We start from the raw sequence: 24,483 nt of genomic DNA on the forward strand, positions 1-24,483 counted from the left end.
GGGCGTTGGTGCCGGAGATCCCGAACGAGGAGACGCCGGCCCGGCGGAGCACACCGTCCGCCTTCTCCCACGGCCGGGCCTCGGCGAGCAGCTCGACGTCGCCCGCCGTCCAGTCCACGTGCGAGGACGGCGCGTCCACGTGCAGGGTCTTCGGCAGCACGCCGTGGCGCATCGCCTCGACCATCTTGATGATCCCGGCGACACCGGCCGCGGCCTGGGTGTGGCCCAGGTTCGACTTCACCGAGCCCAGCCAGAGCGGGCTGCCTTCGGGACGGTCCTGACCGTACGTCGCGAGCAGCGCCTGCGCCTCGATCGGGTCGCCCAGCGTGGTGCCCGTGCCGTGCGCCTCGACGGCGTCCACGTCCGCCGTGGACAGGCCCGCGTTGGCCAGCGCCGCCCGGATCACCCGCTGCTGCGACGGGCCGTTGGGGGCGGTCAGGCCGTTGCTCGCACCGTCCTGGTTCACCGCCGAGCCCCGCACCACCGCGAGGACCTCGTGCCCGAGCCGGCGCGCGTCCGACAGCCGCTCGACGAGCAGCATGCCGACGCCCTCGCCCCAGCCGGTGCCGTCCGCGGCCTCCGCGAACGCCTTGATCCGGCCGTCCGGGGCCAGCCCGCGCTGCTGGCTGAACTCCACGAAGGTCTCGGGCGTGGGCATCACGGTGACGCCGCCCGCGAGGGCCATCGTGCACTCGCCCTTGCGCAGCGCCTGGATCGCCCAGTGCAGCGCGACCAGCGAGGACGAGCACGCGGTGTCGACGGAGACCGCGGGGCCCTCCAGGCCCAGGCTGTAGGCGACCCGGCCGGAGACGACACTGCCGGTGTTGCCGTTGCCGATGTAGCCCTGGAGCTCGTCGGGGATGGTGCTGAGGCGCGAGGCGTAGTCGTGGTACATCACGCCGGCGAAGACGCCGGTCTGGCTGCCCTTGAGCGAGGACGGGTCGATGCCGGCCCGCTCGATCGCCTCCCAGGAGACCTCCAGCAGCAGTCGCTGCTGCGGGTCGGTGGCCAGTGCCTCGCGCGGGCCCATGCTGAAGAACTCGGCGTCGAAGTCGGCCGCGTCGTGCAGGAAGCCGCCGGTCTTCGCGTAGGTGTGGCCGGGCTTGCCGGGCTCGGGGTCGTAGATGCCCTGGGTGTCCCACCCGCGGTCGGACGGGAAGCCGGTGACGCCGTCCCCGCCCGCGTCGACCAGCCGCCAGAGGTCGTCGGGCGAACGGACGTCCCCCGGGAAGCGGCAGCTCATCCCGACGATCGCAATCGGCTCATTCTCCCGGCGCTCGTTCTCGCGCAGGCGCCGTCGAGCTTCACGAAGATCGGCTGTCGCTCGCTTGAGGTAGTCGAGAAGCTTCTCCTCGTTGTCCACCCAACGTCTCCTCACTGGTCCGGCCAGGAATTCGCGTGCTGGAAATGTCGATTCGGCTTGCGGCGCCGGAATCGGGACATGACGAATAACACCCAGCGGCGCATATATTCGTACGCTACGCAGGCGGCCCCTGGCCCGCCCACCCCTAACCCGCCCCTACCCGCCCCTATGGCGGGGGACTTCCGGGGCCGCGCGAACCGGGCCGACCACTGTGGATTCCCAAGTCCCTTGCCGCGCACGGGTGGCACCAATAGCCTGCAACGGAAGACGGTCACCGGGACCGCCAGCCGCAGCGTAATTCACCGCTCGGCTTCTCGGGAACACCCGACCCCAGGAAAGGACGCAGGAATCATGGGAGAGGCAGCGGGAGTGGCCAGTCCGTGGATTCGCAGGTTCCACCCGTCGGCCGACGCCCCCGTTCGGCTGGCCTGTTTTCCGCACGCAGGCGGTTCGGCCTCGTTCTATTTCCCGCTGTCACAGGCACTGGCGCCGGCCGTCGACGTGATCACCCTGCAGTACCCGGGCCGCCAGGACCGGCGCCACGAGGCGGGCATCGGCGACCTGCACGACCTGGCCGACGTCCTGGTGGAGGAGCTCCGCCCGTGGACGGACCTGCCGCTGGTCCTCTTCGGGCACAGCATGGGTGCCTCGCTGGCCTTCGAGGTCGGCCGCCGGCTGGAGCGGGAGGGGATCACCCCCGTCGCCCTGGTCGCCTCCGGCCGCCGCGCGCCGTCCCGGCACCGCGACGAGTACGTGCACCAGCGTGACGACGAGGGCCTGGTACGGGAGTTGAAGGAGCTCAGCGGCACGGAGCCGGGAGTGCTCGGGGACGAGGAGCTGCTCCGGATGATCCTCCCGGCGATCCGCAGCGACTACCGGGCCGCGGAGACCTACAAGTACCGCCCGGGCTCCGACCTGAGCTGCCCGGTCCACGCCCTGGTCGGGGACAAGGACCCGAAGGTCACCGTGGACGAGACCCGCTCCTGGGCCGACCACACCACCGGGCCCTTCGAGCTGACCGTCTTCGACGGCGGCCACTTCTTCCTCGCCCCGCACGCCGCCGAGGTCAACCGCATCCTCGCCGATCGTGCCCGCGCCCACGTGCGCAGCACGGCCGGCGCCTGACGGCGGCCCGCCCTCCCGGCCGCTTCCCCCGCGCCGGGACGGGCACCGCACTCCGTGCCGGGGCCGCCACCGTCAGGCGGCCACCGGCACGGCCCTCCCCCTCACGCCTCCCGCTCCGCCAGACCGTTCGGCCCCAGGGCCCCGTCCCGGCCGTCGAGCAGCTCGTCCGGCTCCCGCCGCAGCTGGAGGCCCTCCAGGAGTTCGTCCCGCCGGCTCACCTGGAGCTTGCGGTAGATCCTGGTGAGGTGCTGCTCGACCGTGCTCACGGTGATGTAGAGCTTGCGGGCGATCTCCCGGTTGCTGTGGCCGACGGCGGCCAGCGTGGCGACCCGGCGCTCGGCGTCGCTCAGCGCGGTGGACCCCGTGTCCTTGACGCCCTCCGGCTCCTCCTTCTCCGCCGCGAAGTTCTCGCCCGGCAGGTCCCCGAGGAGCTGCGGCGGCACGGCGTCGACGTGACAGAGCTTGGCCTCCTGGACGGCGCGCCGCCCGGTGGCCCGGGCCCGGCCGAAGTCGCCGAGGCGGTGGTAGGCGGAGCTCAGGTCGGCGAGCGCCCGGACCAGTTCGAGCCGGTTGCCGGAGCTCTGGAGCAGCTCGACCGCCTTCTTCAGGAGCCTCGGCCGCTGGCTGATGTCCTCGGCGGCGGCCTTGACCCGCAGCGAGGTGCCGCGGATCGCCGCCCCCTGGGCATCGGGCAGTTCGAGCTGGCGCTCGATCAGTTCACGGGCCACCTCCGGGCGGGCCAGTCGCAGGTAGGCCTCGGCGAGGTCGCTGCGCCAGGGCAGCAGCGACGGCACGTCGGCCTTCCACTGCTGCATCTTCTCCCCGCAGGTCTGGAAGTCGCTGAGCGCGGCGAGCGCCCGGTCGACCGCGAGGTGGTGGTGGCCGCGGGCCCTGAGGTAGAGCATCCCGAAGGCGGTGTCGAACATGGCGTCGGGGACGAGCTGGTTGAGCAGCTCCGCCGCCTTCTCGTGGCGGTTCAGCGCCGTGTTGACCATGACCAACGTGGAGACCGGCAGCCCGATGAGGACGCCCCAGCCCTTGGGCTGGAGCCGGCCGAACGCCGCCTCGGCCTTCGCCTCGGCGATCGCCAGGTCCCCCTGCCGGAAGGCGATCTCGGCCCGGACGCTGCCGAGCACGGCCTGCCAGGTGTTGGCCCGACGGCGCACCGCCTCGTCGATCAGCCCGTCGCACCAGACGGTGGCGAGGTCGGGGCGCCCGGCGAACTGCAGCGCGAGCAGCGCGAAGGCGATGATCTCCAGGGTGCTGTCGCTGAGCAGGCAGCTCTGCAGGATGTACTCGGCGCTGACGACGGCCGCGTCGGACGACTCCCGCTGGAGCACGTCGGTGAGGGTCGAGGTGGCGCGCGACCAGGGGTTGCCGAAGGAGCCGCCGACCTCGGGGCCGCCGGTGACCTCGCTCCGCTCCTCCATCGGACTGCCCTGCGAGGGGCCGCACATCGCCATGAAGATGAGGCTGAGCTCGGCGGCGAGCTGGGCGTCGTCCAGGTCGCCGACGGCGTTGAGGGTCTGGAACACCTCGCCCGCGCCCTCGATGTCGCCCTGCCAGAGCAGGTACCGGATCACGTTGACGGCGTCGCGCCCGGTAAGGAAGCCGGCCCGCACCGCGCTGCGCAGCGTGTCGAGGTGCGGGAGGATCGTCGCCGGGTTGATCCGCCAGGCGGCCCGGGCGAGCATCGCCGTGATGGCGAGCCGCTCGTCGTCGTTGACGCAGGCCTCCAGGGCGAGTTCGAGGCAGGCCGTGGCGTGTTCGGCGTCGTTGCCGGCGAGGGCCTGGGCGGCGGCGTCCCGCAGGACCTCCATCGCCCAGCGGCCGGAGGCGCGGTCGGCGGCGAGCAGGTGCCGGGCGATCTCCGCCGTGGTGGAGCCCAGCTTGTGGAGCAGTTCGGCGCAGAGCGCGTGGAGCTGGGAGCGGTCCTCCGCCTCCAGGCTGCCGAGCACGGCCGCGGCCACCGGGGCGGGGAAACCCGAAGGGCCGAGCAGTCCCGCGCTGCCGAGGATGTCCAGCATCTCGGCGGCGCGCTCCGGCATCACCCCGAGCAGCCGGGCGATCAGCGCCGGCGACGCGTGGGCGCCCAGCACCGCCTGGCCCTGGGCCACTTCGAGGAGCGCGGGCTCCCAGCGGTGCAGGATGGCGCGGACGGCCTGGTCGAAGCCGAAGCCGGGCGGGCCGTCCCGGAAGCCGTCGTCCTCCAGCTCGTCCTGGCGCTCGCGGCACTCCTCGACCAGCGCACCGGCCAGCATCGGGTTGCCGCCGCTCAGCCCGTAGACCCAGCCGGCGACCCGGTCCGCGCTCTCCCGGCCCAGCCAGTGGGTGGCGAGTTCGCGGACGCCGTCCCGGGAGAGCGGGTCGAGGCGGATGCGGTGGTGCGACTGCCTGGTCGTCTCGGCGTGGAAGAACGGACGGGTGGGCCTGGGTCGCGACCACTCGTTCAGCACCAGCAGGACGCGGGCGGAGTGGATGCGGCGCCGGAGGTAGAGCACGACCTGGAGGGAGGCGGCGTCGACGAAGTGGACGTCGTCGATGCCGATGACCACCGGACGGTCGGCGGCCAGCTCCAGGATCAGCGCGCACAACTCGCGCGTCCCCGGGACCGGCCGGCGGTTCAGGTCGTCCGCCTGGTCGTCGGCACCGGTGGGCCTGCCCGCCAGCTGGAGCAGGTCGGCCGCCCGGTCGGCCACCTCGTCGGGCAGCGACGGGTCCTGGAGGAGCTGGCTTATCGCGCCCATCGGGAGGGCCTGTTCCGCCTTGGCACCGGTCGCCCGCAGAACCAGGGCGCCGCGGCCGGCGGCCCGGTCCGCGAAAACGTTCAGCAGCTCGGTCTTCCCGCTGCCGAGCGCCCCGCTGACCAACGCCACCGTCCCGTTCCCCTCGGCGCATTCGGCAAGAAGGGTGTCCAGGGTGTCCAGGGCTTTTAAGCGATCGGCCAGAAACATTGCTTTCCCCCTAAGCGAATCAAGCATTCCCCGCAGGTTTACGGCCAGGAGCACGGCATCGCGCAACGCGCCCGCCAAACCCACCCGGTCACCGCCCCACCGGGCCGCTCCCGGGCAGGCGTCACCTGAAACCCACTCCCCCACCACGCTCAGTGATTGTTTCTACACCGATCAGCGAGGGGATGCCGTGACCCGCATCACAAACCGGCCTAGACCATAACGCGTACCCGACAAGGGATCGGTTCGGCCCGCCGAAGGACAGCCGACCCCCATTGGCCGCTTCCCCCCACGGGCCCGGTGCTGGGCCGGCCGGTACCGCGGCGCTCCGCCGACGCCTTGGTCCGGGTCACTATCGCGTCCGGCACGCCGGACGTCGCTCTGCTCTTCTGTTCTTCCGACACTTCCGACGCCACCGGTGCGAGTGCGCCGGTGGTCCCCTTCCCCCGCCCGCCACCACCCGGGCCGCCCGGAACCGGGCGGCAGGAGGAATGACGGGGCCGACGCCCGCGCGCCGGAACCAGGGACGGGCATCCGGGGCTGGACAGTCACCGGAAACCGGCAACTGCGCTGCGTCGCCATCAGATTGCCTCCCGCCGCGACGCCCTGGCAAGTCGTGCCGGACCGGAACCGCCGAGGGTCTCGGCCCGGCGTCCGGCAATATGTCCGGATTGGCCACCGGATGCCCCGAGCCGCGAACGCCCCCGGGCGCCGCACCCCGCGACGGGAACGGACCGACGGCCCCAGGGGACCCCAGGGGTACCGAAGCGGGCCGGCGCCGCCGCACCGCCCGCCCGGCGCCACCCGTTCCGGCCCGCCGCCGCCAGCGGACGGGCCTGCCGGTACGGCGGATTCCGGACTACTCACCGTCAGCGATTCGGCCATTGCCGACTCCGCTTCCGCAACACCGGGCCGGCCGGGAACCCCGCCGCCCGCGAGCCCGTTGCCCCCGTCGACCGGCCGTCCTCACCGACGGCCTTCCCGTCCGCCCCTCGCTCCCTCGTCCCCTCGCTCCCGCAACGGAATCCTCGTGCCGACAGACTCCTCCTGCCGACAGAAGGCGCGGTCCGCCCGCCGCCGCCGGGCACCCCGTCCCGCGTCCGGCCCGGGGTCGGGCCCCGGCACGGCCACGGGGGGACGGGGCCGTGCCACCCGCGCCGGACGCACCGGCCGTGCCGGCCGCTGTCAGGCGCCCACGCCCGCCTTCACGATCTGTCCGCCGTCGACCTTGAGCTGGAGCCCGGTGACGTAACGGGACTCGTCGGAGAGCAGGTAGACGACCGCGTGCGAGACGTCGGACGGCTCCACGCAGCCGACCGGCAGCGCGGTCAGGCTCTCGTACACCGGGACGGCGTCCTCCGGGCCCGGCGCGTCGAGGTCCGGGCGGAACACCTGGTGCATCCGCTCGTTCAGGATCATCGGCGTGGACACCAGGGACGAGTGCACCGCGTTGATCCGGCGGCCCGACGGGCCGAGCTGCACGGCGAGCGTGTTCACGTAGTCCACCAGACAGCGCTTGGCGAACATGTAGCCCGCCATCCCCGGGCCGCCCGGGTTCTCGCCCTGCCCGGGCAGCAGCCCCGCCACCGAGCCGATCACGACCACCGAGCCGCCCGCGCCGAGGTGCGGCAGCGCCGCGTGCACCGTGTTGAGCGCCCCCGACAGGTCGATGTCCACGCTCTCCGTGAAGGCGTCCACCCCGCGGTCGGCGCCGATCGCGATGATGCCCGCGTTGGCGACCACGGCGTCCAACCGGCCGAGCTCCGCCACACCGTCGGCGAACGCCGCCCGGACCGCGGCACCGTCACGCACGTCGGCCCGCCGGGCGAAGGCCCGGCGGCCCGCCTTCTCCACCAGCCGGACCGTCTCCGCCAGGTCCTCCGGCGTCGCACCCGGATAGCCGGTGGCCGCCACGTCCGCGCAGAGGTCGACGGCGATCACGTCGGCGCCCTCCTCGGCGCAGCGCACCGCGTGACTCCGACCCTGCCCCCGGGCCGCCCCCGTGATGGCAACCACCTTGTCCTGCAAGCGACTCACGCCGACTCCTCCGCTTCGCGATCCCCCCGTTCCGCGAGCCTAGGCAGGGCCCCCCGGCCCCCCAACCCCTATTCGCGGGCGGCGCCGACAGTGGGGTCCTCCCTACCCCGAATAGGGGCGTTAACGGGATTACGGCAGCTCCGCCGGATGAGCAGACTGGCGTTCATGACGTTCGAAGCCCTGGTCACGCCAGCGTCGCCCGTGCCGGACACCCGGGAGACGGGCAGCGATTTCGCCGCCCTGTCCCGCCGGATCTCGGAGGCCGGCCTGCTGGACCGGCGACCGCTCTACTACACGGTGCGGTTCACGCTGGTGGGCCTCTCCCTCGTGGGCGGCGTCGCCGCGGTGGTCGCCCTCGGCGACTCCTGGGCGCAGCTGCTGGTCGCCGCGGCCATGTCCGTGGTCTTCGGCCAGATCGCCCTGGTGGCCCACGACCTGGCACACAAGCAGGTCTTCAGCTCCCGCCGGGCGAGCGAGGGCTGGGGCATCTTCGTCGCCGACCTCCTGCTGGGCATGAGCTACGGCTGGTGGATGAACAAGCACAACCGCCACCACGCCAACCCCAACCACGAGGAGAAGGACCCGGACGTCTCGCCCGACATCCTGGTCTGGTCGAAGCGCCAGGCCAGCGCCGCCAAGGGGCTCCCCAGGTTCGTCGGAAAGCACCAGTCGCGGTTGTTCTTCCCGCTGCTCATGCTGGAAGGCCCCAACCTCAGCTACAACAGCTTCCGGGCCCTCAACAAGCCGACCATGAAGCGCCCCGTCGTCGAGGGCACCCTGCTCGTCGCCCACTTCGTGCTCTACCTGGGCGGGCTCTTCCTGCTCCTGCCGCCGGGCCTCGCCGTCGCCTTCATCGTCGTCCACCAGGCGCTGTTCGGCCTCTACCTCGGCAGTGTCTTCGCCCCCAACCACAAGGGCATGACGATGGTCACCAGTGAGGACCAGCTCGACTTCCTCCGCCGCCAGGTGCTGACCTCCCGCAACGTGAAGGGCGGCGCGTTCATCGACGCCCTCATGGGCGGGCTCAACTACCAGATCGAGCACCACCTCTTCCCCAGCATGCCGACCCCCGCCCTCCGCAAGGCGCAGCTCATCACCGAGCAGTTCTGCGCCGAACTCGGAGTCTCCTACCACCAGACCGGGCTCATCGCGTCCCACCGCGAGGCGCTGCGCCACATGCGCGCCATCGGCGAGCCCATCCGGCTGGAGTTCTGACCGGGGCGACGCCCAGAGACTCCGGCCCGGTGCCCTCCGCTCATCATCCCCCGTATGAACGGAGGCACCGGGCCGGTAACAACCCGCCCCGCTCCCCCCGGCTCCCCCCGCTCCCCCCGCACGCCACCTGGACACCCCCGACCGACCCCCTCCCCCGGCCCCCGCACGACTTCCCGAAGCACGAAGCCGCCGGCGCATCGCCGCCGCGGCCGCAGCACGGCAACGAACACGGAGAGCACCACAACGACGTTCCCAGCGATGGGCCATCGGTCAGGAGGCCGTCATGACGTCACCACACCCCCCGGCCCTGCCCGAGGACGCGTTCGTCTGGGACGCCCTCATCGGTTCCGGATTCGCCGACGCCCTCCAGGAGGGCCTCGCCCGCGCCGCCCACCGCACCCGCCTCCAGGACTTCGCCGCCGATCCGCCCGCCCCCGGCGGCGGTGACGCCGGACACCGGCTCCGCGCCCGTCTCCCGGCTCCCGCCGACCAGCCCGCGCTGCGCAAGCCCCGCTCCGCAGCCACCCGCCGGCACCACTGAACCGCCGGCCCCCTGAACCCCCACGGCCTCCGCGGCCCCGGCCTTCCCCCCGTGAGGCCCGGGCTGCGGGGGCCGTGGGCTGCCCTGTCCGCCGCCGGCCCTCCCGGAGCCCCCTCCCGTGACTCGTCCCCCGAAGTCCTCTCCCTGGGCCACTCCCTGGGCCACTCCCGGAGGTCTCAGAGGTTGAGGTGGGCGAGCACCGCCAGCACCCGCCGGTTGTCGTCGCCCGACTGCGCCAGCCCCAGCTTCCCGAAGATGTTGTTGGTGTGCTTGCTCACGGACTTCTCCGTGATGCAGAGCTGACGCGCCACCGCGGCGTTGCTGCGCCCCTCCGCCATCAGCGCCAGCACCTCCCGCTCTCGCGTGGTGAGGGACTGCATCGACCCCTTCGCCGAGCTCCGCTCCAGCAGCTGGGAGATGACCGAGGTGTCCATCGCCGTCCCGCCCGCGGCCACCCGCCGCACCGCGTCGACGAACTCGCTCACCTCGAAGACCCGGTCCTTGAGCAGGTACCCGATGCCGCCCCGGTGGTCGGTGAGCAGCTCCTTGGCGTAGAGGTGCTCCACGTGCTGCGACAGGACCAGCACCGGCAGCCCGGGCAGCTCCCGGCGGGCCTCGGCCACCGCCTGCAGGCCCTCGTCCGTGAAGGTCGGCGGCAGCCGCACGTCGACCACCGCCACGTCGGGACGGTGCTCCAGCAGGGCCTGCAACAGGCCGGGGCCGTTGTCCACGGCCGCGACCACCTCGAAGTCGTTGAGGGTGAGCAGTTGGGTGATCCCCTCCCGCAGCAGCGCCAGGTCCTCCGCGATCACAACACGCATGGCAACTCCATCGTCACTGTGGTGGGGCCCCCCGCCGGGCTCTCCAGGTCGAGCGTCCCGTCGAAGGGGGCGAGACGCCGGCGCAGGCCGTGCAGCCCCCCGCCCTCGCGGACGGTCGCGCCCCCGCCCCCGTCGTCGCCGACGACCAGCCGCAGCCGGCCGTCGACGTAGCCGAGCCGCACCCACGCCGAGGTGGCCGCACTGTGCTTCGCCACGTTGGCGAGCGCCTCGGCGAGCGCGAAGTAGCCGGCCGACTCGACCGGCGGCTCCGGCCGCGCGGGGAGGTCGATGTCGACCCGGACGGGAATGGGCAGGTCGAGGGCGAGCGCCCGGACGGCGCCGTCGAGGCCGCGCTCGGCCAGCACGGGCGGGTGGATGCCGCGGACGAGGTTGCGCAGGTCGGCCAGGGCCTGGGCACTGGCCTCGCGGGCGTCGCCCAGCAGCCGGTACGCGGTGTCGGGGTTCCTGTGGAACATCTGCTCCGCCAGCCCGAGCTTGAGCCCGATCGCGACCAGCCGGGCCTGGGCACCGTCGTGCAGGTCGCGCTCGATCCGCCGCAGCTCGGCGGCCTGGGCGTCCACCGCCGCGGACCGGGTCTCGGTCAGCTCCGCCACCCGCCGGGAGAGGTAGGCCTTGGCCGTCGGGGAGAGCAGCTTCTGGGTGATCCGGGTGTGCACCCTCAGCAGGCGTCCCGCGCACCAGAACCCGAGGTACATGATCCCCAGGCCCTGGAAGAACGAGAGCACCGCCGTCGTGGTGCTGTGCACGGGCCAGATCAGCCCGTAGCCGTAGGTGGGGTCCATCAGCGGCCAGAACAGCGGGGTGGCCACCACCCCGTGGAGCCCGTAGATCATCAGCCAGCCCGGCAGCAGCCCGAAGAGCAGCCCGACCGGGGCGTCGATCAGGAGCCAGAGCAGGTCCCGCCAGGTCGACAGGTCGGTCAGCAGCAGCCGGCAGTACCGCACGCTGCTGGGCACGTCCAGCGGTTCGAAGTCCTCCCCCTCCTGCGGCCGGTAGGGGCTGGGTATGTCCACCCCCCACCAGGAGCTGAGAAGCCGCCGGTGCAGATCGGCCACGCCCCGGACGGCGAACAGCGCTATCGGCAGGGTGAGGACACCGACGCCCAGCGGGAGCGCCAGGATCGAGACCACCGAGAGCGCGAGCATCGGGACGGCCCCGAGCTGGGAGAGCACGGCGACCGCCACGCCACGCCGTGCGGAGACCAGGGCCGCGCACAACCAGGGAACGAGTTCGGAGCGCAGCCACGACCGTCGGGCACTGCTCACGGGCACATCGACTCCCCGCCCCCGTCTCGTCGGTGCACGTCTCCTGCTACGCAGCGTACTTGAGCCGAGGCGTTCCGGATGGGGGGAGGGGGAGTTTTCTCCACCTTGAGAAGTGGGGTTTCACCGGTTCTCCCCGGGCGTCCCGCCGACAAGACTCGTCGTCATGAGCACTGAGTCCGCGACGATGCCGGATGCCCCCGACCTCCGGCGGAACGCGCCCCGGTCCGAAACCGGCGGCAGCGATTTCGCCCAGCTGAGCCGCCGCATAGCCGCCGAGGGACTGCTCGACCGGCGCCCGGTCTACTACACCGTGCGCTTCGGCCTCGTCCTGACCGCGTTCTTCGGCGGCTGGTGGGCCCTGTTCGCCCTCGGCGACACCTGGCTGCAACTGCTCCTCGCCGCCGCGATGTCCCTCGTGTTCGCCCAGATCGGTCTCGTCTCGCACGACCTGGCCCACCGCCAGGTGTTCAACCAGCGCCTCCACAGCGAGATCGGCGGCCGGATCGCCGCCAACCTCCTGATGGGGATGAGCTACGGCTGGTGGATGAACAAGCACACCCGCCACCACGCCAACCCCAACCACGAGGAGCGCGACCCGGACGTCGCCCCCGACATCGTGGTCTGGTCCAAGCGGCAGGCCAGCCAGGCGAGCGGGGTCGCCCGGTTCATCGGCCGGCGGCAGGCGTACCTCTTCTTCCCGCTGCTCCTGCTGGAGGGCATGAACCTCAGCTACAACAGCTTCCGCGCCCTCAACAAGCCGACCATGAAGCGCCCCGTCATCGAGGGCACCCTGCTCGTCGCCCACTTCGCGGCCTACTTCGGGCTCGTCTTCGCCGCCCTTCCGGCCGGCAAGGCGCTCGCCTTCATCGGCGTCCACCAGGCACTGCTCGGCGTCTGCCTCGGCTGCGTCTTCGCCCCCAACCACAAGGGCATGCTGATGGTGACGCCCGAGATGAAGCTCGACTTCCTCCGCCGCCAGGTGCTGACCTCCCGAAACGTGCGGGGCGGCGTGCTCATCGACGTCCTCATGGGCGGGCTCAACTACCAGATCGAGCACCACCTCTTCCCCAACATGCCGACCCCCGCGCTCGGCCGCGCAGCGCAGATCACCAGGGAGTTCTGCGAGGAGAAGGACATCCCGTACTACGAGACCGGCATCGTCCGCTCGTACCGCGAGATCCTCACCCACCTGCACCGCACCGGCGAGCCCATCCGCGCCGCCGGCTGACAGACTCCCGGTGCGCGACCCGCCCCCGTGGTCGCGCACCGGGCCCCCCGCCGATGCCCGAGCGGGAAGCGCGGAAGGCCCGGCCGGATCCCCCCGGCCGGGCCTTCCGGCGTGCCGGACGTGCCCGAACACGACATGTGCCCGAACACGACAGCACCCCGGCCGGAGAACCCGGCCGGGGTGCTGCGTCACGAACCGAGGGGGTGTGGCCCCCTCATCCCAGTGTGGGCCGCCAGGGGCTCGAACCCTGAACCTACGGATTAAAAGTCCGCAGCTCTGCCAATTGAGCTAGCGCCCCCTGCTCCACCCACGTCCACCCTCGTCCAGGTTTCCGCAGGTCAAGCGGGGTACTGCTTCGGTCCTCGTCCAGGGGAGTCTACTCAGGTCTACCCCGATGTCAGGCGGATCCGTCCCCGCACTGTCCCCGCTCTATCCCCGCACCGTCCCCGCGTTGGGCCGGCCAGAGGGCCAGCCAACTGTGATCACTGATCGTGACCAGGGCCGATGCGCTGTCGGAAACTCGACGGCTTCGGATCTTCCAACACAAGGGAAGGAGTTTCCTCCTCCCGCAGCGGAACCGACCACCAAGCTACCGGATCACGCCCTTGGCGTCGCCTGTGACTGCTGGTCGGCTCCGCCGGGCAGGCGGCGGAACGTCGCCCACCCGGCGGCCCAGATCCGCTACTCGGCTGCGGCCGGCTCCGGCACCTGATGCAGTTCCTTCGGCACCTCGTGGACCGCCCACCCCGAACCGCGGCTCCAGCGGTAGACCGCCGCCGGCTCAAACCTGGACGCCACCCAGATGTCGCCGATGTGGTCCGGGACCTCCGGGTCGCCGACCGGCTTGAACCGGTTCCTGAGCGCCAGGCCGACGGACATGTGGGACGTGTCCGACCAGATGAACAGGTGGGCTTCCGGCGCGGCCGCCAGCTTCTTGACCTTGTTCTGGCCCTCCGACGTCGCCAGGAAGTCGGAGACGTACGGGGCGATGTGCTCGGCCGTGGGCGAAGCTACGCCGTGGCTGAGGGTGGAGGCGAAGATGCGACCGGCCCGCGCCGGGTCGGTGCTGATCTGCGCAACCGAGATGACGTCGATGCTGTTCATCATGTCCAGCTCGGCGGCGTACTCCGGCACCGGCCAACCGTTGGCCCACCGGGTCTTGTCCTCGTAGGGCTCCAGGCTCGCCCGGGTTTCCCCGCGCTGCTCCAAGTTCTTGAGGAGCTCCTTGAGCTTCGTGGCCGGCGGGCCGCCGATCCGCGCACCCGAACGGAACCGGACCGCCCAGGCACCGAGGAGTCCAGGGATCACGGTCTCGTCGTACTGCCTGTTGATCGACTTCCACATGGCCTGGTTTTCGCCATCGGTAGTGGAGCTGATCTCCAGCCCGATCGTGCGTGCGTGGTCGGGCTCATCGGGACGGGCGAGCCAAGCATCGATCATGCCAGGCCCGGTCTGGTCGTCGACCGCCACCGTGCGGGTGCCGAGCACCTCGTTCACGATGGCTGCGGCCAGGTTCTCCTCAGGGGTCGGCTCGACCCCTCGCTTCTTCGCCATGCTACGGAGAGTAGGCGCTGTCACTGTCCGGAGTCGAGCGATTTTCCGTTCAACTCGGTTGACTGTCTGTCGAGTTCGCGATCAAGGCCATCCGCATGGACACCGCGGGCGCTCGGGGTATGAGGTGTCGGCCGAGAGCCCTCCGGGGCCGCCTCGGGCCCGACCGGGGCCGGCTTGGCCCGGGGCGGCCCACGGGTGTGAGAGGTCGTTCAGGCGACCTTCCCGGCGGGCAGGGCGGGGACGGCGGGCAGGAGGACTGCCTGGAGGCCGTTGTTCCACATCTGCGACTCGCTGCCCTGCGGCCGGAAGTGGCGGGCGCGGTGCCGGGGGTGCCTCCACAGGTGGCGGAGCGCCCAGATGGTCTCGTTGCGGCTGCGCCACCACCAGGCCTCTTGCGGCGATGGGGCGAACTCCCGGTCCCTGGGGATCGCGGCCGCTGAGGTCCCGTCAGGGCCGACGATGTGCTCGACGGCGATGTCCACCGTGCCGTTCTCAGAATCGAGGCTGATGAGCAGGGCGCTGGCGGAGGGGTGCTGGCTGCGGATGCGTGCGGCAAGCGCGCCGGCTACGTCGGGGGCGGGCAGGCGGAGCAGGTAGCGGGCTGGGGCGTCGGCGCCCATCGGGACTACGGGGAGGCCGCTGACGTTCAGGGCATCGGGCAGGAGACCTTCCATGTCCCGGATTCGCAGGTGGTCGCGGAGCGATATGCGTTCGCCTTCCCGACGCCGCCACAGCTCTCGCCGGTGCGGGGTGACCAGGACGGTGCGGACCTCGGGCCACAGGGCCTGGATGCGTGGGCCGCCGGATTCCTTGGTGAACTCGATGCTGGCTGTTCCCGGGCGGAATGCCCTGGCGGTGGCGGCGAGGACTTCGAGCGCGGCGGCGGCCAGTGCCGCCTGGGCGTCGGCGACGGCGGTCAGTGCGGCGTCGTACGGGCCCTGGAGCTCCGCGCGCTGGAAGGGCGCAGGCATGGGCGGTGGGGCAATCACGATCTTCGGAGTTGACATGAGGTGTCCTGGGTTGGGGCCGGGCCGCGCGGCGGCGGCCCGGCTCGCGGGTCACTTGGCGGCGGCGAGCTGGCGGTGGGCCAGGTCGGCCAGGCGGTCGCCGAGGGCCTTCGCGGCGCGAAGCTCAGCGGAGGAGCGGCCGGCCCCGGAGGCGCAGCTGTCGAGGAACTGCGTGGCGATGGTGGTCAGGCGCCACATCGCGAGGGTGTCGTAGGCGGGGATGGTGCGGGTCCAGCCGCCCTCGGGGCCGATGCGGTGGGTGATGCCGGCGCGGTAGGCGAGCAGCAGCCGGTCGTCCGCCTCGTCGCCGGTGTAGTCGCCTGGGAGTCGTCCGCTGCGGGTCAGCCACTCGCAGAAGGGGCCGGGCAGGACGAGGGTCCATCGGCGGCTGGAGACGACGTGGTGGCGGGCCTGCTCGGCGTGGGCTGCGGCGTAGCCCATGTGGCGGTGCACGGCCTCCGGGTCGGTGTCGACCGCCTGTAGTGCCCAGTCGTAGCCGCAGGCGGCGTGCTCGTGGTGGCGGCGGGCGGAGGGGCCGAGGGTCTCGTCGGCGGCGCTGCGGCGGTGCTTGTCTCGGGCAGTTTGGAGGTCACCGGGGGTGGCGGGTCCGGGCGCCGGTGTGGTTGGGGTGGACATGGCGGCCTTTGCTTCGGGGCCGGGCCGCTTGGGGCGGGCCGGCTGTGGGCTGGGGGCTTGCCGGGTGGTGCCCGGCTGTTGCCCCCAGCCTCCCCAGCGAAGCACGCCGCTGAGAACATCAACTACCGCCCTAGTCAAGATAGTTGAGGTGTCGAGGATCCCGCTGCGCGCCTTCGGGTGGATCAGCCGGCGTAGGAGCTGAGGAAGTCGCGCGCGGTCGCGGAGTCTCGGCGCCGGGCGAGTTGCGCGCAGAGGCTGTCCAGGGAGCCGCTGGAGCGGGCGGAGGCGACGCCTCCGAGCAGGACGACGGCCTCGGTGGCCCGGCCGACGGCGTGGTCGACGTCGTCCTGGACGAGGTGGGCTTCGGCGGCCCGGGTCAGGAAGAGGGCGTGGTCGCGCTGGCAGCCGGACTGGCCGTACGCGGCTGCCAGCGCGGCATCGAAGTGGCGCAGGGCCCGGCTCGGATCGCCTAGGTCGAGGGCGCACGATCCGGCGAGGTTCTCCAGCTCGCCGCGGTTGAACCAGTAGGCCCACGCCGGGTCGTCGTCTCGCGGACCGCGGTCGAGGGCTTCGTAGGCGTCGCTCAGGGCATGGGCGCAGTCGGTCCGCCGGCCGGTCTTCGCGTAGGAGCGGGCGAGGCGGGCGTGCAGCATCGCCTGCACGCGGGGGGTCGCTGTGCGGGCGACGGCGCGCTGAGCGGTCTGCACCAGGTCTACGGCCTCGGCCGGCCTGCCGACGGAGTAGACCTGGATCGCCATGAACGCGAGTGTGTTGGCGCCGGTGGCGTGGTCGTCGGCGCCGGCTGCGGCGCGCAGCGCGGTGAGGTAGTGGCGTTGGGCGGCTGCGTGCTGGCCGGCGTCGAATGCCAGCCAGCCGTTGATCCGCGAGGCTTCGGCAACCGCGCTGTGGAGCCGACGGCCGACGTCCTCGGTGTACCGGGCGTCGTCCAGCAGGCGGGCGGCGAAGCTCAGTTCTTCAGCAGCCAGGGAGCGCAGGCCGCCGCTGCCGAGGGTGTCGTCCAGGCGCCGCAGGTCGTCCAAGCGCTGCTCGATGCGGTCGACCATCTGGTGGTCGACCTGCAGCCGGCCTTCGGTGGCGGCGGGGGCGGGATGTCCAAGTGAGGTGAACCAGTGGTCGGCGGCGCCGGTGAGGGTGGCGCCGGTAGCGATGAGGAAGCCGCGTCGGTCCATCAACAGCCCTCCACGGGCGGTGTCGGCCAGGGCATGCAACATGCCCGCTTGGGTCCACGGTAGGTCTATGACGGTGCGGTTATCGAGGGTCAGGAGCAGCCAGTCGGGCCAGCCGAGGGTGTGGACGGCCTCGGGCGGAACCCGGTGGAGGTCGGCCATGGCGAGCTGCGCCGTCAGCTCGGGGACGGCGGTGCCGTTCTCCCAGCGGGAGACCTTCTCGCGGCGGGTGGCCATCGTGCCGTAGCCGAGGGCGGCGTGCCGCTCGGCTACGCGTCGTAGGTAGGGCTCCGCGCCGAGTCCGAGGCGATCGCGTAGGAACGCCAGCGGGTGGGCGTGGGTGGGGAGGAGCTTCGTCACGAAGGTGTGCCCCCTTGGAGGTGGGTGGGCGACAGAGCGTGGACGGTGCCGGGCAACCGTATGCGGTCGTGCCGACACCACGGCCAGGAGCACGTAGGTCGGCAACGCGAAGCAACAGGGCGGCACTTCCGAGCACCCTCAGCCGCGGGCTTTTCTGGACGAGCCGTCAGGGCTGGCTCGTTGGGGGCCTGCCGGGAGCAGAGAGGGTGACGGATGTCTGCATACGCGGATGAGGGATCGGAACGCACGGGTGTGTGGCTGGTGGGGGCCCGCGGTTCGGTGGCGACCACCACGGTGGTGGGGGCGCTGGCGATCCGGGCCGGGCTGGCCGACACCACCGGCATGGTGACCGCGCTGGAGCCGTTCGCGGCGTGCGGGCTGCCGGCTGTGGGGGACCTGGTGTTCGGCGGGCACGACGTGACGCAGACGCCCTGGGCGAAGAAGGCCGAGGAGCTTGCCGCGGGCGGCGTGCTGCCCGCCCGGCTGGTCGATGCGGTGGGTACCGAACTCGCTGCGGCGGAGGGCGAGCTGCGGGCGGCGCCGGCCAGTGGGCACCCGGGGCTGGACGCTGAGCAGGTGATCGCGGACCTGATGTCGTTCCGTGAGCGCAACGGGCTCGCCCGGGTGGTGGTCGTGCACGTGGCGTCGACGGAGGCCGCCGCGGCGCCGCACGAAGCGCACGCGAATGAGAACGCGCTCGCCGAGGCGCTGGCGGCCGGTGAGCCGGTTCTGCCGCCGAGTTCGGTGTACGCCTGGGCGGCGATGCAGGCGGGCTGCGGCTACATCGACTTCACGCCGTCCACGGGTGCCCGGCTGCCGGCGCTGGACCAGGCGGCCCGGCGGCGCGGGGTGCCGTACGCGGGCCAGGATGGCAAGACGGGCGAGACCCTGGTGAAGAGCGTGCTCGCGCCGATGATGGCGCAGCGGAACCTGCGGGTGACGTCCTGGTCGTCGGTGAACCTGCTCGGTGGCGGGGACGGCGCGACGCTGGCGGAGCCGGCGGCGAACGCCTCCAAGACGGCCAGTAAGGCCCGGGTGCTCGAGGCCACCTTGGGCTACGTGCCGGAAGGCCCGGTCCGCATCGATGAGGTGCGGGAGCTGGGGGACGCCAAGGTCGCGTGGGACCTGATGACGTTCGACGGGTTCCTCGGCGCCCGGATGCGCCTGGACTTCACGTGGCAGGGCATCGATTCCGCGCTCGCCGCACCGCTGGTGCTCGACCTGGCTCGGCTCGTCGCCCGCGCCCACGAGGCCGGCCGGTGCGGGGAGCTGGAAGACCTCGCGTTCTTCTTCAAGGACCCGGCGGCCGGTGTGCCGCATGACCTCGCCTCGCAGTGGAAGCGCCTGTGCGCGTTCGCCGACGACCTCGCCACTATCCCCGTCCTGGCCGCCTGATCGGAGTTCTCCTGATGGACCGCAACAACCTGACGTACGTCCCGGCCCAGGTCCGGCGCGAGGACGGGCCGTTCGAGATCGTGGAGCGCAAGGGCCACGGTCACCCCGACACTCTGGCTGACGCGCTCGGCACGCACCTGTCCGCCGTGTACTCCCGGTACACCCGCGATCGCTTCGGCGCGGTGCTGCACCACCAGTTCGACAAGACGGGCATCTTCGGCGGCCGCGTCGAGGTCGCGTTCGGCGGCGGTCGGATGCTGTCGCCGGTGCGGGTGCTGCTGTCCGGCCGGGCATCGGGCTCCTTCGCCGGGGAGGAGATCCCCGTCCGCGACATGCTCATGGAGGCAGTCGGCGAGTTCTTCGCCGAGCGGTTCCCGATGCTGGACACCAAGCGGGACCTGCGGCTGCTGTACGAGGTGAGCCAGGGTGACAGCCCCGGCGGCGTCGGGGCCAAGGACGAGGCCAACGTCCGTAGCCGCTGGTTCGCTCCGCAGTCGCTCGCGGACCTGCCCGAGCTGTCCAAGCTCGCCTGCAACGACACGTCGTCCGGGTGCGCGTTCAGCCCGCCGACCGCGACGGAGCAGCTGGTGCTGGATGTGGAGGGCGTCCTGGCCGGCGGCCAGCGGCCGGCGTGGCTGGGCAGCGACATCAAGGTGATGGCCCACCGCTTCGGCAACCGGGTCGACCTGACGTGCGCGGTCCCCCAGCTGTCCTCGTACGTCCCCGACGTCGCCACCTACGTCGCCAACCGGGAGGCCGCCCGGGAGACCCTGGCGCAGTACGTCGCCGAGCGGTACCCGCAGCTGGACGTGCGGCTGTGGCTGAACACCCGCGACGACGAGGACCGGCCGGAGCTGTACCTGACCTACACCGGCTCGTCCATCGAGACCGGCGACGAGGGGCTGGTCGGGCGCGGCAACCGCTACGGCGGTCTGATCGCCGCGAACCGGCCCTACACGATGGAGGGCATCTCGGGGAAGAACCCGGTCTACCACACGGGCCTGGTGTACTGCGTCGGCGCGGACCTGATCGCCAGCCTGGTGCACAGCGAACTCGGGCACGGCGCGGAGGTGATCCTCGTCGGCCAGAGTGGCCGGGAACTGGTCGACCCGTGGGCCGCCGTGGTGCGGGTCGAGCCGGCGGCTGACGGCCGGCCCGCGCCGGACGTCGAGCTCGTCGCGGACCTGGTGGACCGCGGCCTGGCCAAGCTGCCGGACAGCGTCGAGGACATCCTCGCCGGCGCCTACCGGATGCACTGACCACGATGACCAGCCGACCGGCCCGCCCCGCCTTCACGCCAGCCGTCGATCAGGCCACCGGCGGCTACACCATGCCGCTGGACGTCCTGGCCCGGGCTGCGGGGCGGGCCGGTCTGCGGACCCTGGAGGTGCCCGCCTTCGCCGTGGACGCCTACCTGCAGCAGCACGGGCCAGCCGGGCTCGGCGCTCTCCTGGATCGCTGCGGGGTGCGTATCGGGCAGTTGTCCTGCGGCAGCGGCGTTCCGGCCGACCTGACCGTGCCCAGCGCCCAGTGGCCTGCGGCGGTGGCTGCTTGGCGGGGCGCGTGCCGCACCGCGCTGATGGTCGACGCCCGGCTGTCGGTGTTCGTCCCGCGCGCTGCGCAGGACTTGACGCTGGTGGCCGGGCGGCTGAGCGAGCTGTCGGCGGTGGCCGCGTCGGTGAGCCCCGGCCTCGTGGTCAGCGTCGAGATGCACACCCCGGTGCTGCTCGCCCACGCCGCGCGGCTTGTGGAGCTGGTGCCGGCGGCGCGGCTGCTGGTGGATGTGGCGGCGCTCGCGCTGGCCGGCCTCGACCCGGTGGCGCACGTGCGGGCGCTGCCCGCGGGCTCGGTGGGCTGGGTGCACTTGGCTGACCTGCCGCATCTCCCGGCACCCGGGGAGCGCCCTGAGCGGCTGCTACCCGGCCTCGGGTGCCTTCCCCTGCCTGCGGTCCTCGGCAGCCTGATGGAGGGCGGCTACAGGGGCCCAGTGTCGGTGGAGGTACCGGCGCCGTCCCCGGACAGGGGCCGGGTGGCCGCCGCCGGCTGCTGCTTCACCACCGGCCCGCTGGCCGGCTTCTTCGACCTCACCGAGTAGGAGAGCACAGGTGGACATCGACCTGCGGTCCGCTCTGCGACTGGGCCGCGACGCCTTCGGTATCGCCGCCGAGTACGGCGAGAAGCTGGCCGGCGGCGCCAGCGCGAACTGGTCTGCCGCTGTGCATGAGAAGCAGGCCGGCGAGCCGCGATGGGTACTGCGGTGCTGCCTCCGCGACCCGCGCCCCGAGCGAATCGCCTTTCTGCAGGAGTTCGCGTCCGCCGCGCGCCGGTCCGGGCTTCCGGCGCCTGTCCCTCACCGGACTGTGGATGGCCGCTGGTGGACGGCCGACGACGACGGCCGCCCCTGGGTGCTGCTGTCCCACCTTCCCGGGGTGCCTCTGGCCGGATCCGCGATCACGGAGGCCGGGGCGGCATCGGCAGGCGCCCTGCTCAGCTCCTTGCATGCCCTGGACACGGGCCCGGCCGCGGGCGCTCCCGGCCCCGACTCCCCATGGGATGCCTGGCTGACCAGCCCCGAGGCGGCCTGGCAGGCAACCGAGCACGCGTGCGGACAGGACGCCGGCCTTCTACAGGCGTACGAGCCGTTCGTGGAGGCCCTGCGCCGAGCAGGCGCCCCGCTTGTGGAGCTGACCGACCGGAGCGTGACCCATGGCGACTTCCACGGGCACAACCTGCTGACCTGTTCCGGTCCGGCCGGACCGGTCAGCGCCGTCATCGACCTCGACGCCGTTGCCCTTCGGCCCAGGGCGTTCGACCTGGCGACGGCCATCTTGATGCTCGCCCGCACCGGCAGCGGGGACTACCGCCTCCAGCCGCACCTGGCGCGGGCGCTGCTGAGCGGCTACCAGCGGGGGGCCACCCGCCCGATCACGCACGCCGAGCACGCGGCCCTGTGGCCGGCCATGGTGCTGTCCCAGCTCCCGGACCCGGGGCACCTGGCAGCGCTGCGCCGACGCGGTCTGCCGCTACGGCAGGCCCTGGTCCGGCCGCTGGCGGCGCTGCAAGCGCTCGGGGCGCAGCGCCCGCTGGCGGCCGTTCCTCGGCCCCGACGGCCGCAGCCTGGTCGCCTGGTGCTCGGCTGCGACGGAGCGCAGGCTGCCGTCACCGGCCCCGGCGCCTTCCTGGACGCGCTCGCTGAGGCGTGCCGCCCGTGGCTGCGCGCTGCGGCCCCCGAGACAGCGCCGGACGGCATGTGGACGCTTCACGCCGAGGCCTCGGTCGGCAGGTCTGGGGCCGTGGTGGCTTCGCGGTCGGGTGCTGAGGTCCGCCGGGCCGGGCGGGCCCGAGAAGTCCGTGTGGCTCCGCCGACTGGCACCGGCGATGTTCTCGTTCCGGCCGTGCGGTTGCTGCGGGCGCTGATGCGGCGCCAGCTCGCCGCTTCGGGTGAGCTGTTCTTGGATGCGGCCGTGCTCGACCTGCGCGGGCGCGGCGTCGCCCTGGTCGGGGGTTCGTGCTCCGGCAAGACGAGCACCCTGATCAGCGCGCTGCACCGGCACCCGTCTCGGCTGGTCGCGAACGACGACGCTTCGGTGCGGCTGGTCGGTCCTGACGTCCAGGCTCGCGGATACCCCCGGGCCGTCGAGGTGCGGCGCGAGAGCCTGGTGCACCTGGGGTCCGCCGCCGGCCTGCTTGAGCACGCTGCAGCCGGATCCGCCCCGGCCGGGCCGCTATACCTGACCGCGCCCGCCTTCGCGGCCGCTCTGGGCGTGCCAACCGCCGCGGCTGTGCGCCTGGATGCCCTAGTCCTGCTCACGGCCTGGCCGTACCCACCGGCCCTGCGCCGCCTGGGCCCGGGCGAGGCCGCCGCGAGGATCAGCGCCCACCTCGCCCCGGCCGACCCGTATGAAGGCTGGCTGGACCTCGATCTACCAGTGCCGGCGCCGCTCCCGCATGCCGCCGCGCGCCTGACCGCGACGCTGCCGGTGTGGGAGCTCGCCCAGCCGATCACCGCGCTCGCCGAGTCCGCTGACCTGCTCGCCACCCATGACCTCGGAGGACACCGATGACCCCGCCGCCCCTAGCCGCCGACCACCACCCGCCCACCGAGCTCGCCCGCGTCGCGTTCACCGAGCTGACCGGAGAACGAGTGGAGCGCATCGCCCCCATCTCCCAGGGCTGGGGGCACCTGTCGTGGGCCGTGCGCACCAACAGCGGCCGCTACTTGATCAAGTCCGGCATCCGCCGCCCCCACCAGGCCGACCTGTACCGGCAGGTCACGGCGCAGCAGATCGCGGCGGCCAGCGGAGTCAGCACCCCGCTCGTCGTCGCCGTGGGAGCAGCCGACAGTCCGCTCCAGCGGCCCTGCTACGTGCAGACGTGGATCGAGGGCGCTGACGCGGCCACGATGCTGCCCCGCATGGACGCCCAGGAGACCGCCCGATTCGCCGGCGCCCTCGGCCGCCAGGTGGCCACCGTCCACCAGATTCCGGGACCGCGGTTCGCCGAGGACTGCGCCGCGACGACCACCTACCCCACGTGGCCTGCCGCCTGCCTCGCGCGCCTCCAGAAGCTGACAGCCGCGATCGAGGAGACCGCGGTCCTGCCGCCGGCCGTGCTGTACGCGGTCGCCGACCGCCTCACCGCGCTGGTCGGCCAGCTCGGCGAGAACGTCGTCCCCCGCCTGTCCCACCGGGACCTGTACCTGCCCAACACACTGATCACCAGCGGGAACGGCCAGGTCGCGATCCTGGACTGGGAGGCAGCGGCTTTCTACGACCCTGTGTGGGACTTCGTGAAGCTCGGCATGTGGGTGTTCGAGCGGCACCCTGAGCTGCGGGCGCCGTTCCTGGCCGGGTACACGGACGTCGCGCCGCTGCCGGACGGCTTCCACGAGCGACTGATGATCTATCAGGGCATCGAGTACCTGGCGGGGTTCCCGTACTTCGGATCGGCGTGGCCCGACGACGGGATGCTGGCCGCCTTCCGGACCCTGCTGGCCGGATGGATGGACGCGCAGGGTCTCGACGGGGAGCGCCCGTGACCGCCACCTCCCCCGTCGTGCTGGTTGCGGGAGGGAGCAGCGGCATCGGGGCCGGCGTCGTACGCCGGCTGCACGGTGACGGCTACCGGGTCCTGGCCACGTACCACCGGCATCCCGAGCGGGCCGAGGCGCTCGTTCAGGCTCTGGATCCGGACGGCCGGCGGCTCGCGTTCGTGCCCTCCGACCTCGCAGATCCGGCCGGGCCCGGGGCGCTGGTCGATGAAGCAGTGGAACGGTTCGGGCGCCTGGACGGTGTGGTGCACTGCGCGGCCACCATCGACACCACGCCGCTGGACGAGCTGACCTCCGAGGCCTTCGAACGTGTGCTGCGCACCAACGTCACCGCGGCGTTCCTGCTGCTGCGTGCGGCCGCCACCCGGACCACGATGAGCAGCGCCGTGGTGATCTCCTCGATCGCCGCGACCTACACCGGCCCCGACTCGGCCGCCTACGAGGCGTCGAAGGCCGCTCTGTCCATGCTCACCCGCTCCCTCGCCGACCACTACGCGCCCCGGGTCCGGATCAACGCGATCGCGCCCGGGGCCGTCGAGACGGAACGCAGCCTCGCCGCCGAGGGCTTCCCCCGCGCGATGCTGCAGCGCCGCATCCCCCTGGGCCGGCTCGCCGAACCAGCCGACATCGCCGCCACCGCCGCGTTCCTCCTCAGCCCGGACTCCGCATACCTCACCGGGCAGGCCATCACCGTCGACGGCGGCCTGTCCCTCAAACTCACCTGACC

19 protein-coding genes and 1 tRNA gene are annotated in these 24,483 nt (G+C 72.5%); 10 read left to right on the forward strand and 10 right to left on the reverse strand.

Translation table 11 applies throughout. From position 1 onward, the window contains the following. Nucleotides 1-1,363 (reverse strand): polyketide synthase (locus C2142_RS39945; protein WP_241002637.1); only part of this gene is annotated, 1,363 nt, incomplete at its 3' end. Nucleotides 1,364-1,714: 351 nt separating this feature from the next. Here C2142_RS39945 and C2142_RS17345 point away from each other — a divergent pair. Continuing rightward, nucleotides 1,715-2,488, forward strand: coding sequence for an alpha/beta fold hydrolase (locus C2142_RS17345; RefSeq protein ID WP_148643480.1), 774 nt, complete (start codon nt 1,715-1,717; stop codon nt 2,486-2,488). Nucleotides 2,489-2,589: 101 nt separating this feature from the next. Here the strand turns inward: C2142_RS17345 and C2142_RS17350 are convergent, their stop codons facing one another. After that, nucleotides 2,590-5,442, reverse strand: coding sequence for a LuxR family transcriptional regulator (locus tag C2142_RS17350; RefSeq protein WP_162002493.1), 2,853 nt, complete (start codon nt 5,440-5,442; stop codon nt 2,590-2,592). A 1,182-nt stretch (nt 5,443-6,624) separates the two neighbouring features. Continuing rightward, nucleotides 6,625-7,476, reverse strand: coding sequence for a mycofactocin-coupled SDR family oxidoreductase (locus C2142_RS17355; RefSeq protein WP_148643482.1), 852 nt, complete (start codon nt 7,474-7,476; stop codon nt 6,625-6,627). A 165-nt stretch (nt 7,477-7,641) separates the two neighbouring features. Between C2142_RS17355 and C2142_RS17360 the strand changes: the two genes are divergently transcribed. Together C2142_RS17360 and C2142_RS17365 are read left to right on the forward strand one after the other, a co-directional pair. Further along, complete coding sequence (locus tag C2142_RS17360; protein ID WP_148643483.1) at nt 7,642-8,691, forward strand: acyl-CoA desaturase; 1,050 nt, start codon at nt 7,642-7,644, stop codon at nt 8,689-8,691. Between the two features lie 283 nt (nt 8,692-8,974). Continuing rightward, complete coding sequence (locus C2142_RS17365) at nt 8,975-9,232, forward strand: hypothetical protein (protein WP_148643484.1); 258 nt, start codon at nt 8,975-8,977, stop codon at nt 9,230-9,232. 176 nt (nt 9,233-9,408) lie between these two features. On the opposite strand, the gene C2142_RS17370 is transcribed toward C2142_RS17365, so the two are convergent. Together C2142_RS17370 and C2142_RS17375 are read right to left on the reverse strand one after the other, a co-directional pair. Further along, on the reverse strand, nt 9,409-10,053 hold the full coding sequence (locus tag C2142_RS17370; protein WP_148643485.1) for a response regulator transcription factor: 645 nt from the start codon (nt 10,051-10,053) through the stop codon (nt 9,409-9,411). Then, a complete protein-coding gene (locus C2142_RS17375; protein ID WP_241002638.1) occupies nt 10,041-11,339 on the reverse strand; it encodes a sensor domain-containing protein in 1,299 nt (432 codons plus the stop codon). Before C2142_RS17375 ends, C2142_RS17370 begins: the two co-directional genes overlap by 13 nt. Nucleotides 11,340-11,523: 184 nt before the next feature. On the opposite strand from C2142_RS17375, the gene C2142_RS17380 reads away from it, so the two are divergent. Next, nucleotides 11,524-12,567, forward strand: coding sequence for an acyl-CoA desaturase (locus tag C2142_RS17380; protein ID WP_241003216.1), 1,044 nt, complete (start codon nt 11,524-11,526; stop codon nt 12,565-12,567). 225 nt (nt 12,568-12,792) lie between these two features. Here the strand turns inward: C2142_RS17380 and C2142_RS17385 are convergent. From C2142_RS17385 to C2142_RS17405, 5 genes are all read right to left on the reverse strand, one after another. Beyond that, nucleotides 12,793-12,865, reverse strand: a tRNA-Lys gene (locus C2142_RS17385). Nucleotides 12,866-13,248: 383 nt separating this feature from the next. After that, on the reverse strand, nt 13,249-14,121 hold the full coding sequence (locus C2142_RS17390) for a hypothetical protein (protein ID WP_148643487.1): 873 nt from the start codon (nt 14,119-14,121) through the stop codon (nt 13,249-13,251). Nucleotides 14,122-14,330: 209 nt separating this feature from the next. Then, entirely contained in the window at nt 14,331-15,092 is a 762-nt protein-coding gene (locus tag C2142_RS17395) for a hypothetical protein (RefSeq protein WP_148643488.1), read from the reverse strand. 87 nt (nt 15,093-15,179) lie between these two features. Beyond that, a complete protein-coding gene (locus C2142_RS17400; RefSeq protein WP_148643489.1) occupies nt 15,180-15,764 on the reverse strand; it encodes a hypothetical protein in 585 nt (194 codons plus the stop codon). Between the two features lie 182 nt (nt 15,765-15,946). Next, complete coding sequence (locus C2142_RS17405) at nt 15,947-17,311, reverse strand: transcriptional regulator (RefSeq protein WP_241002640.1); 1,365 nt, start codon at nt 17,309-17,311, stop codon at nt 15,947-15,949. A gap of 213 nt (nt 17,312-17,524) precedes the next feature. Between C2142_RS17405 and C2142_RS17410 the strand changes: the two genes are divergently transcribed. The 6 genes from C2142_RS17410 to C2142_RS17435 are packed head-to-tail and all read left to right on the forward strand — an operon-like array spanning nt 17,525 to nt 24,481. Next, nucleotides 17,525-18,706 (forward strand): inositol-3-phosphate synthase, encoded by a 1,182-nt coding sequence (locus C2142_RS17410; RefSeq protein ID WP_148643490.1) that lies wholly within the window; start codon nt 17,525-17,527, stop codon nt 18,704-18,706. Between the two features lie 14 nt (nt 18,707-18,720). Then, nucleotides 18,721-19,965 (forward strand): methionine adenosyltransferase, encoded by a 1,245-nt coding sequence (locus C2142_RS17415; protein WP_148643491.1) that lies wholly within the window; start codon nt 18,721-18,723, stop codon nt 19,963-19,965. 5 nt (nt 19,966-19,970) lie between these two features. After that, the gene (locus C2142_RS17420; protein ID WP_148643492.1) at nt 19,971-20,801 is read left to right on the forward strand and encodes a TIM barrel protein; all 831 of its coding nucleotides are present in this window, start codon (nt 19,971-19,973) and stop codon (nt 20,799-20,801) included. Between the two features lie 10 nt (nt 20,802-20,811). Then, nucleotides 20,812-22,770 carry a phosphotransferase gene (locus tag C2142_RS17425; RefSeq protein WP_148643493.1) on the forward strand — a complete coding sequence of 653 codons (1,959 nt, stop codon included), beginning with the start codon at nt 20,812-20,814 and terminating at the stop codon, nt 22,768-22,770. Further along, on the forward strand, nt 22,767-23,744 hold the full coding sequence (locus C2142_RS17430; protein WP_148643494.1) for an aminoglycoside phosphotransferase family protein: 978 nt from the start codon (nt 22,767-22,769) through the stop codon (nt 23,742-23,744). The genes C2142_RS17425 and C2142_RS17430 overlap by 4 nt, the downstream gene beginning before the upstream one ends. Then, nucleotides 23,741-24,481, forward strand: a complete 741-nt coding sequence (locus C2142_RS17435) for an SDR family oxidoreductase (RefSeq protein ID WP_162002494.1) — start codon at nt 23,741-23,743, stop codon at nt 24,479-24,481. Before C2142_RS17430 ends, C2142_RS17435 begins: the two co-directional genes overlap by 4 nt. Nucleotides 24,482-24,483 lie beyond the last annotated feature (2 nt).

The organism is Streptomyces sp. CB01881 (assembly GCF_002953255.1).
Taxonomy (GTDB): domain Bacteria; phylum Actinomycetota; class Actinomycetes; order Streptomycetales; family Streptomycetaceae; genus Kitasatospora.

What these genes read in the sequence shown, in the direction of transcription:
- C2142_RS17365 (WP_148643484.1), top strand. Translation starts at nt 8,975, where the DNA reads ATGACGTCACCACACCCCCCGGCCCTGCCCGAGGACGCGTTCGTCTGG.
- C2142_RS17410 (WP_148643490.1), top strand. Translation starts at nt 17,525, where the DNA reads ATGTCTGCATACGCGGATGAGGGATCGGAACGCACGGGTGTGTGGCTG.
- C2142_RS17400 (WP_148643489.1), bottom strand. Translation starts at nt 15,764, where the DNA reads ATGTCCACCCCAACCACACCGGCGCCCGGACCCGCCACCCCCGGTGAC.
- C2142_RS17415 (WP_148643491.1), top strand. Translation starts at nt 18,721, where the DNA reads ATGGACCGCAACAACCTGACGTACGTCCCGGCCCAGGTCCGGCGCGAG.
- C2142_RS17430 (WP_148643494.1), top strand. Translation starts at nt 22,767, where the DNA reads ATGACCCCGCCGCCCCTAGCCGCCGACCACCACCCGCCCACCGAGCTC.
- C2142_RS17345 (WP_148643480.1), top strand. Translation starts at nt 1,715, where the DNA reads ATGGGAGAGGCAGCGGGAGTGGCCAGTCCGTGGATTCGCAGGTTCCAC.
- C2142_RS17380 (WP_241003216.1), top strand. Translation starts at nt 11,524, where the DNA reads ATGCCGGATGCCCCCGACCTCCGGCGGAACGCGCCCCGGTCCGAAACC.
- C2142_RS17360 (WP_148643483.1), top strand. Translation starts at nt 7,642, where the DNA reads ATGACGTTCGAAGCCCTGGTCACGCCAGCGTCGCCCGTGCCGGACACC.
- C2142_RS17395 (WP_148643488.1), bottom strand. Translation starts at nt 15,092, where the DNA reads ATGCCTGCGCCCTTCCAGCGCGCGGAGCTCCAGGGCCCGTACGACGCC.
- C2142_RS17420 (WP_148643492.1), top strand. Translation starts at nt 19,971, where the DNA reads ATGACCAGCCGACCGGCCCGCCCCGCCTTCACGCCAGCCGTCGATCAG.
- C2142_RS17390 (WP_148643487.1), bottom strand. Translation starts at nt 14,121, where the DNA reads ATGGCGAAGAAGCGAGGGGTCGAGCCGACCCCTGAGGAGAACCTGGCC.
- C2142_RS17350 (WP_162002493.1), bottom strand. Translation starts at nt 5,442, where the DNA reads ATGTTTCTGGCCGATCGCTTAAAAGCCCTGGACACCCTGGACACCCTT.
- C2142_RS17370 (WP_148643485.1), bottom strand. Translation starts at nt 10,053, where the DNA reads ATGCGTGTTGTGATCGCGGAGGACCTGGCGCTGCTGCGGGAGGGGATC.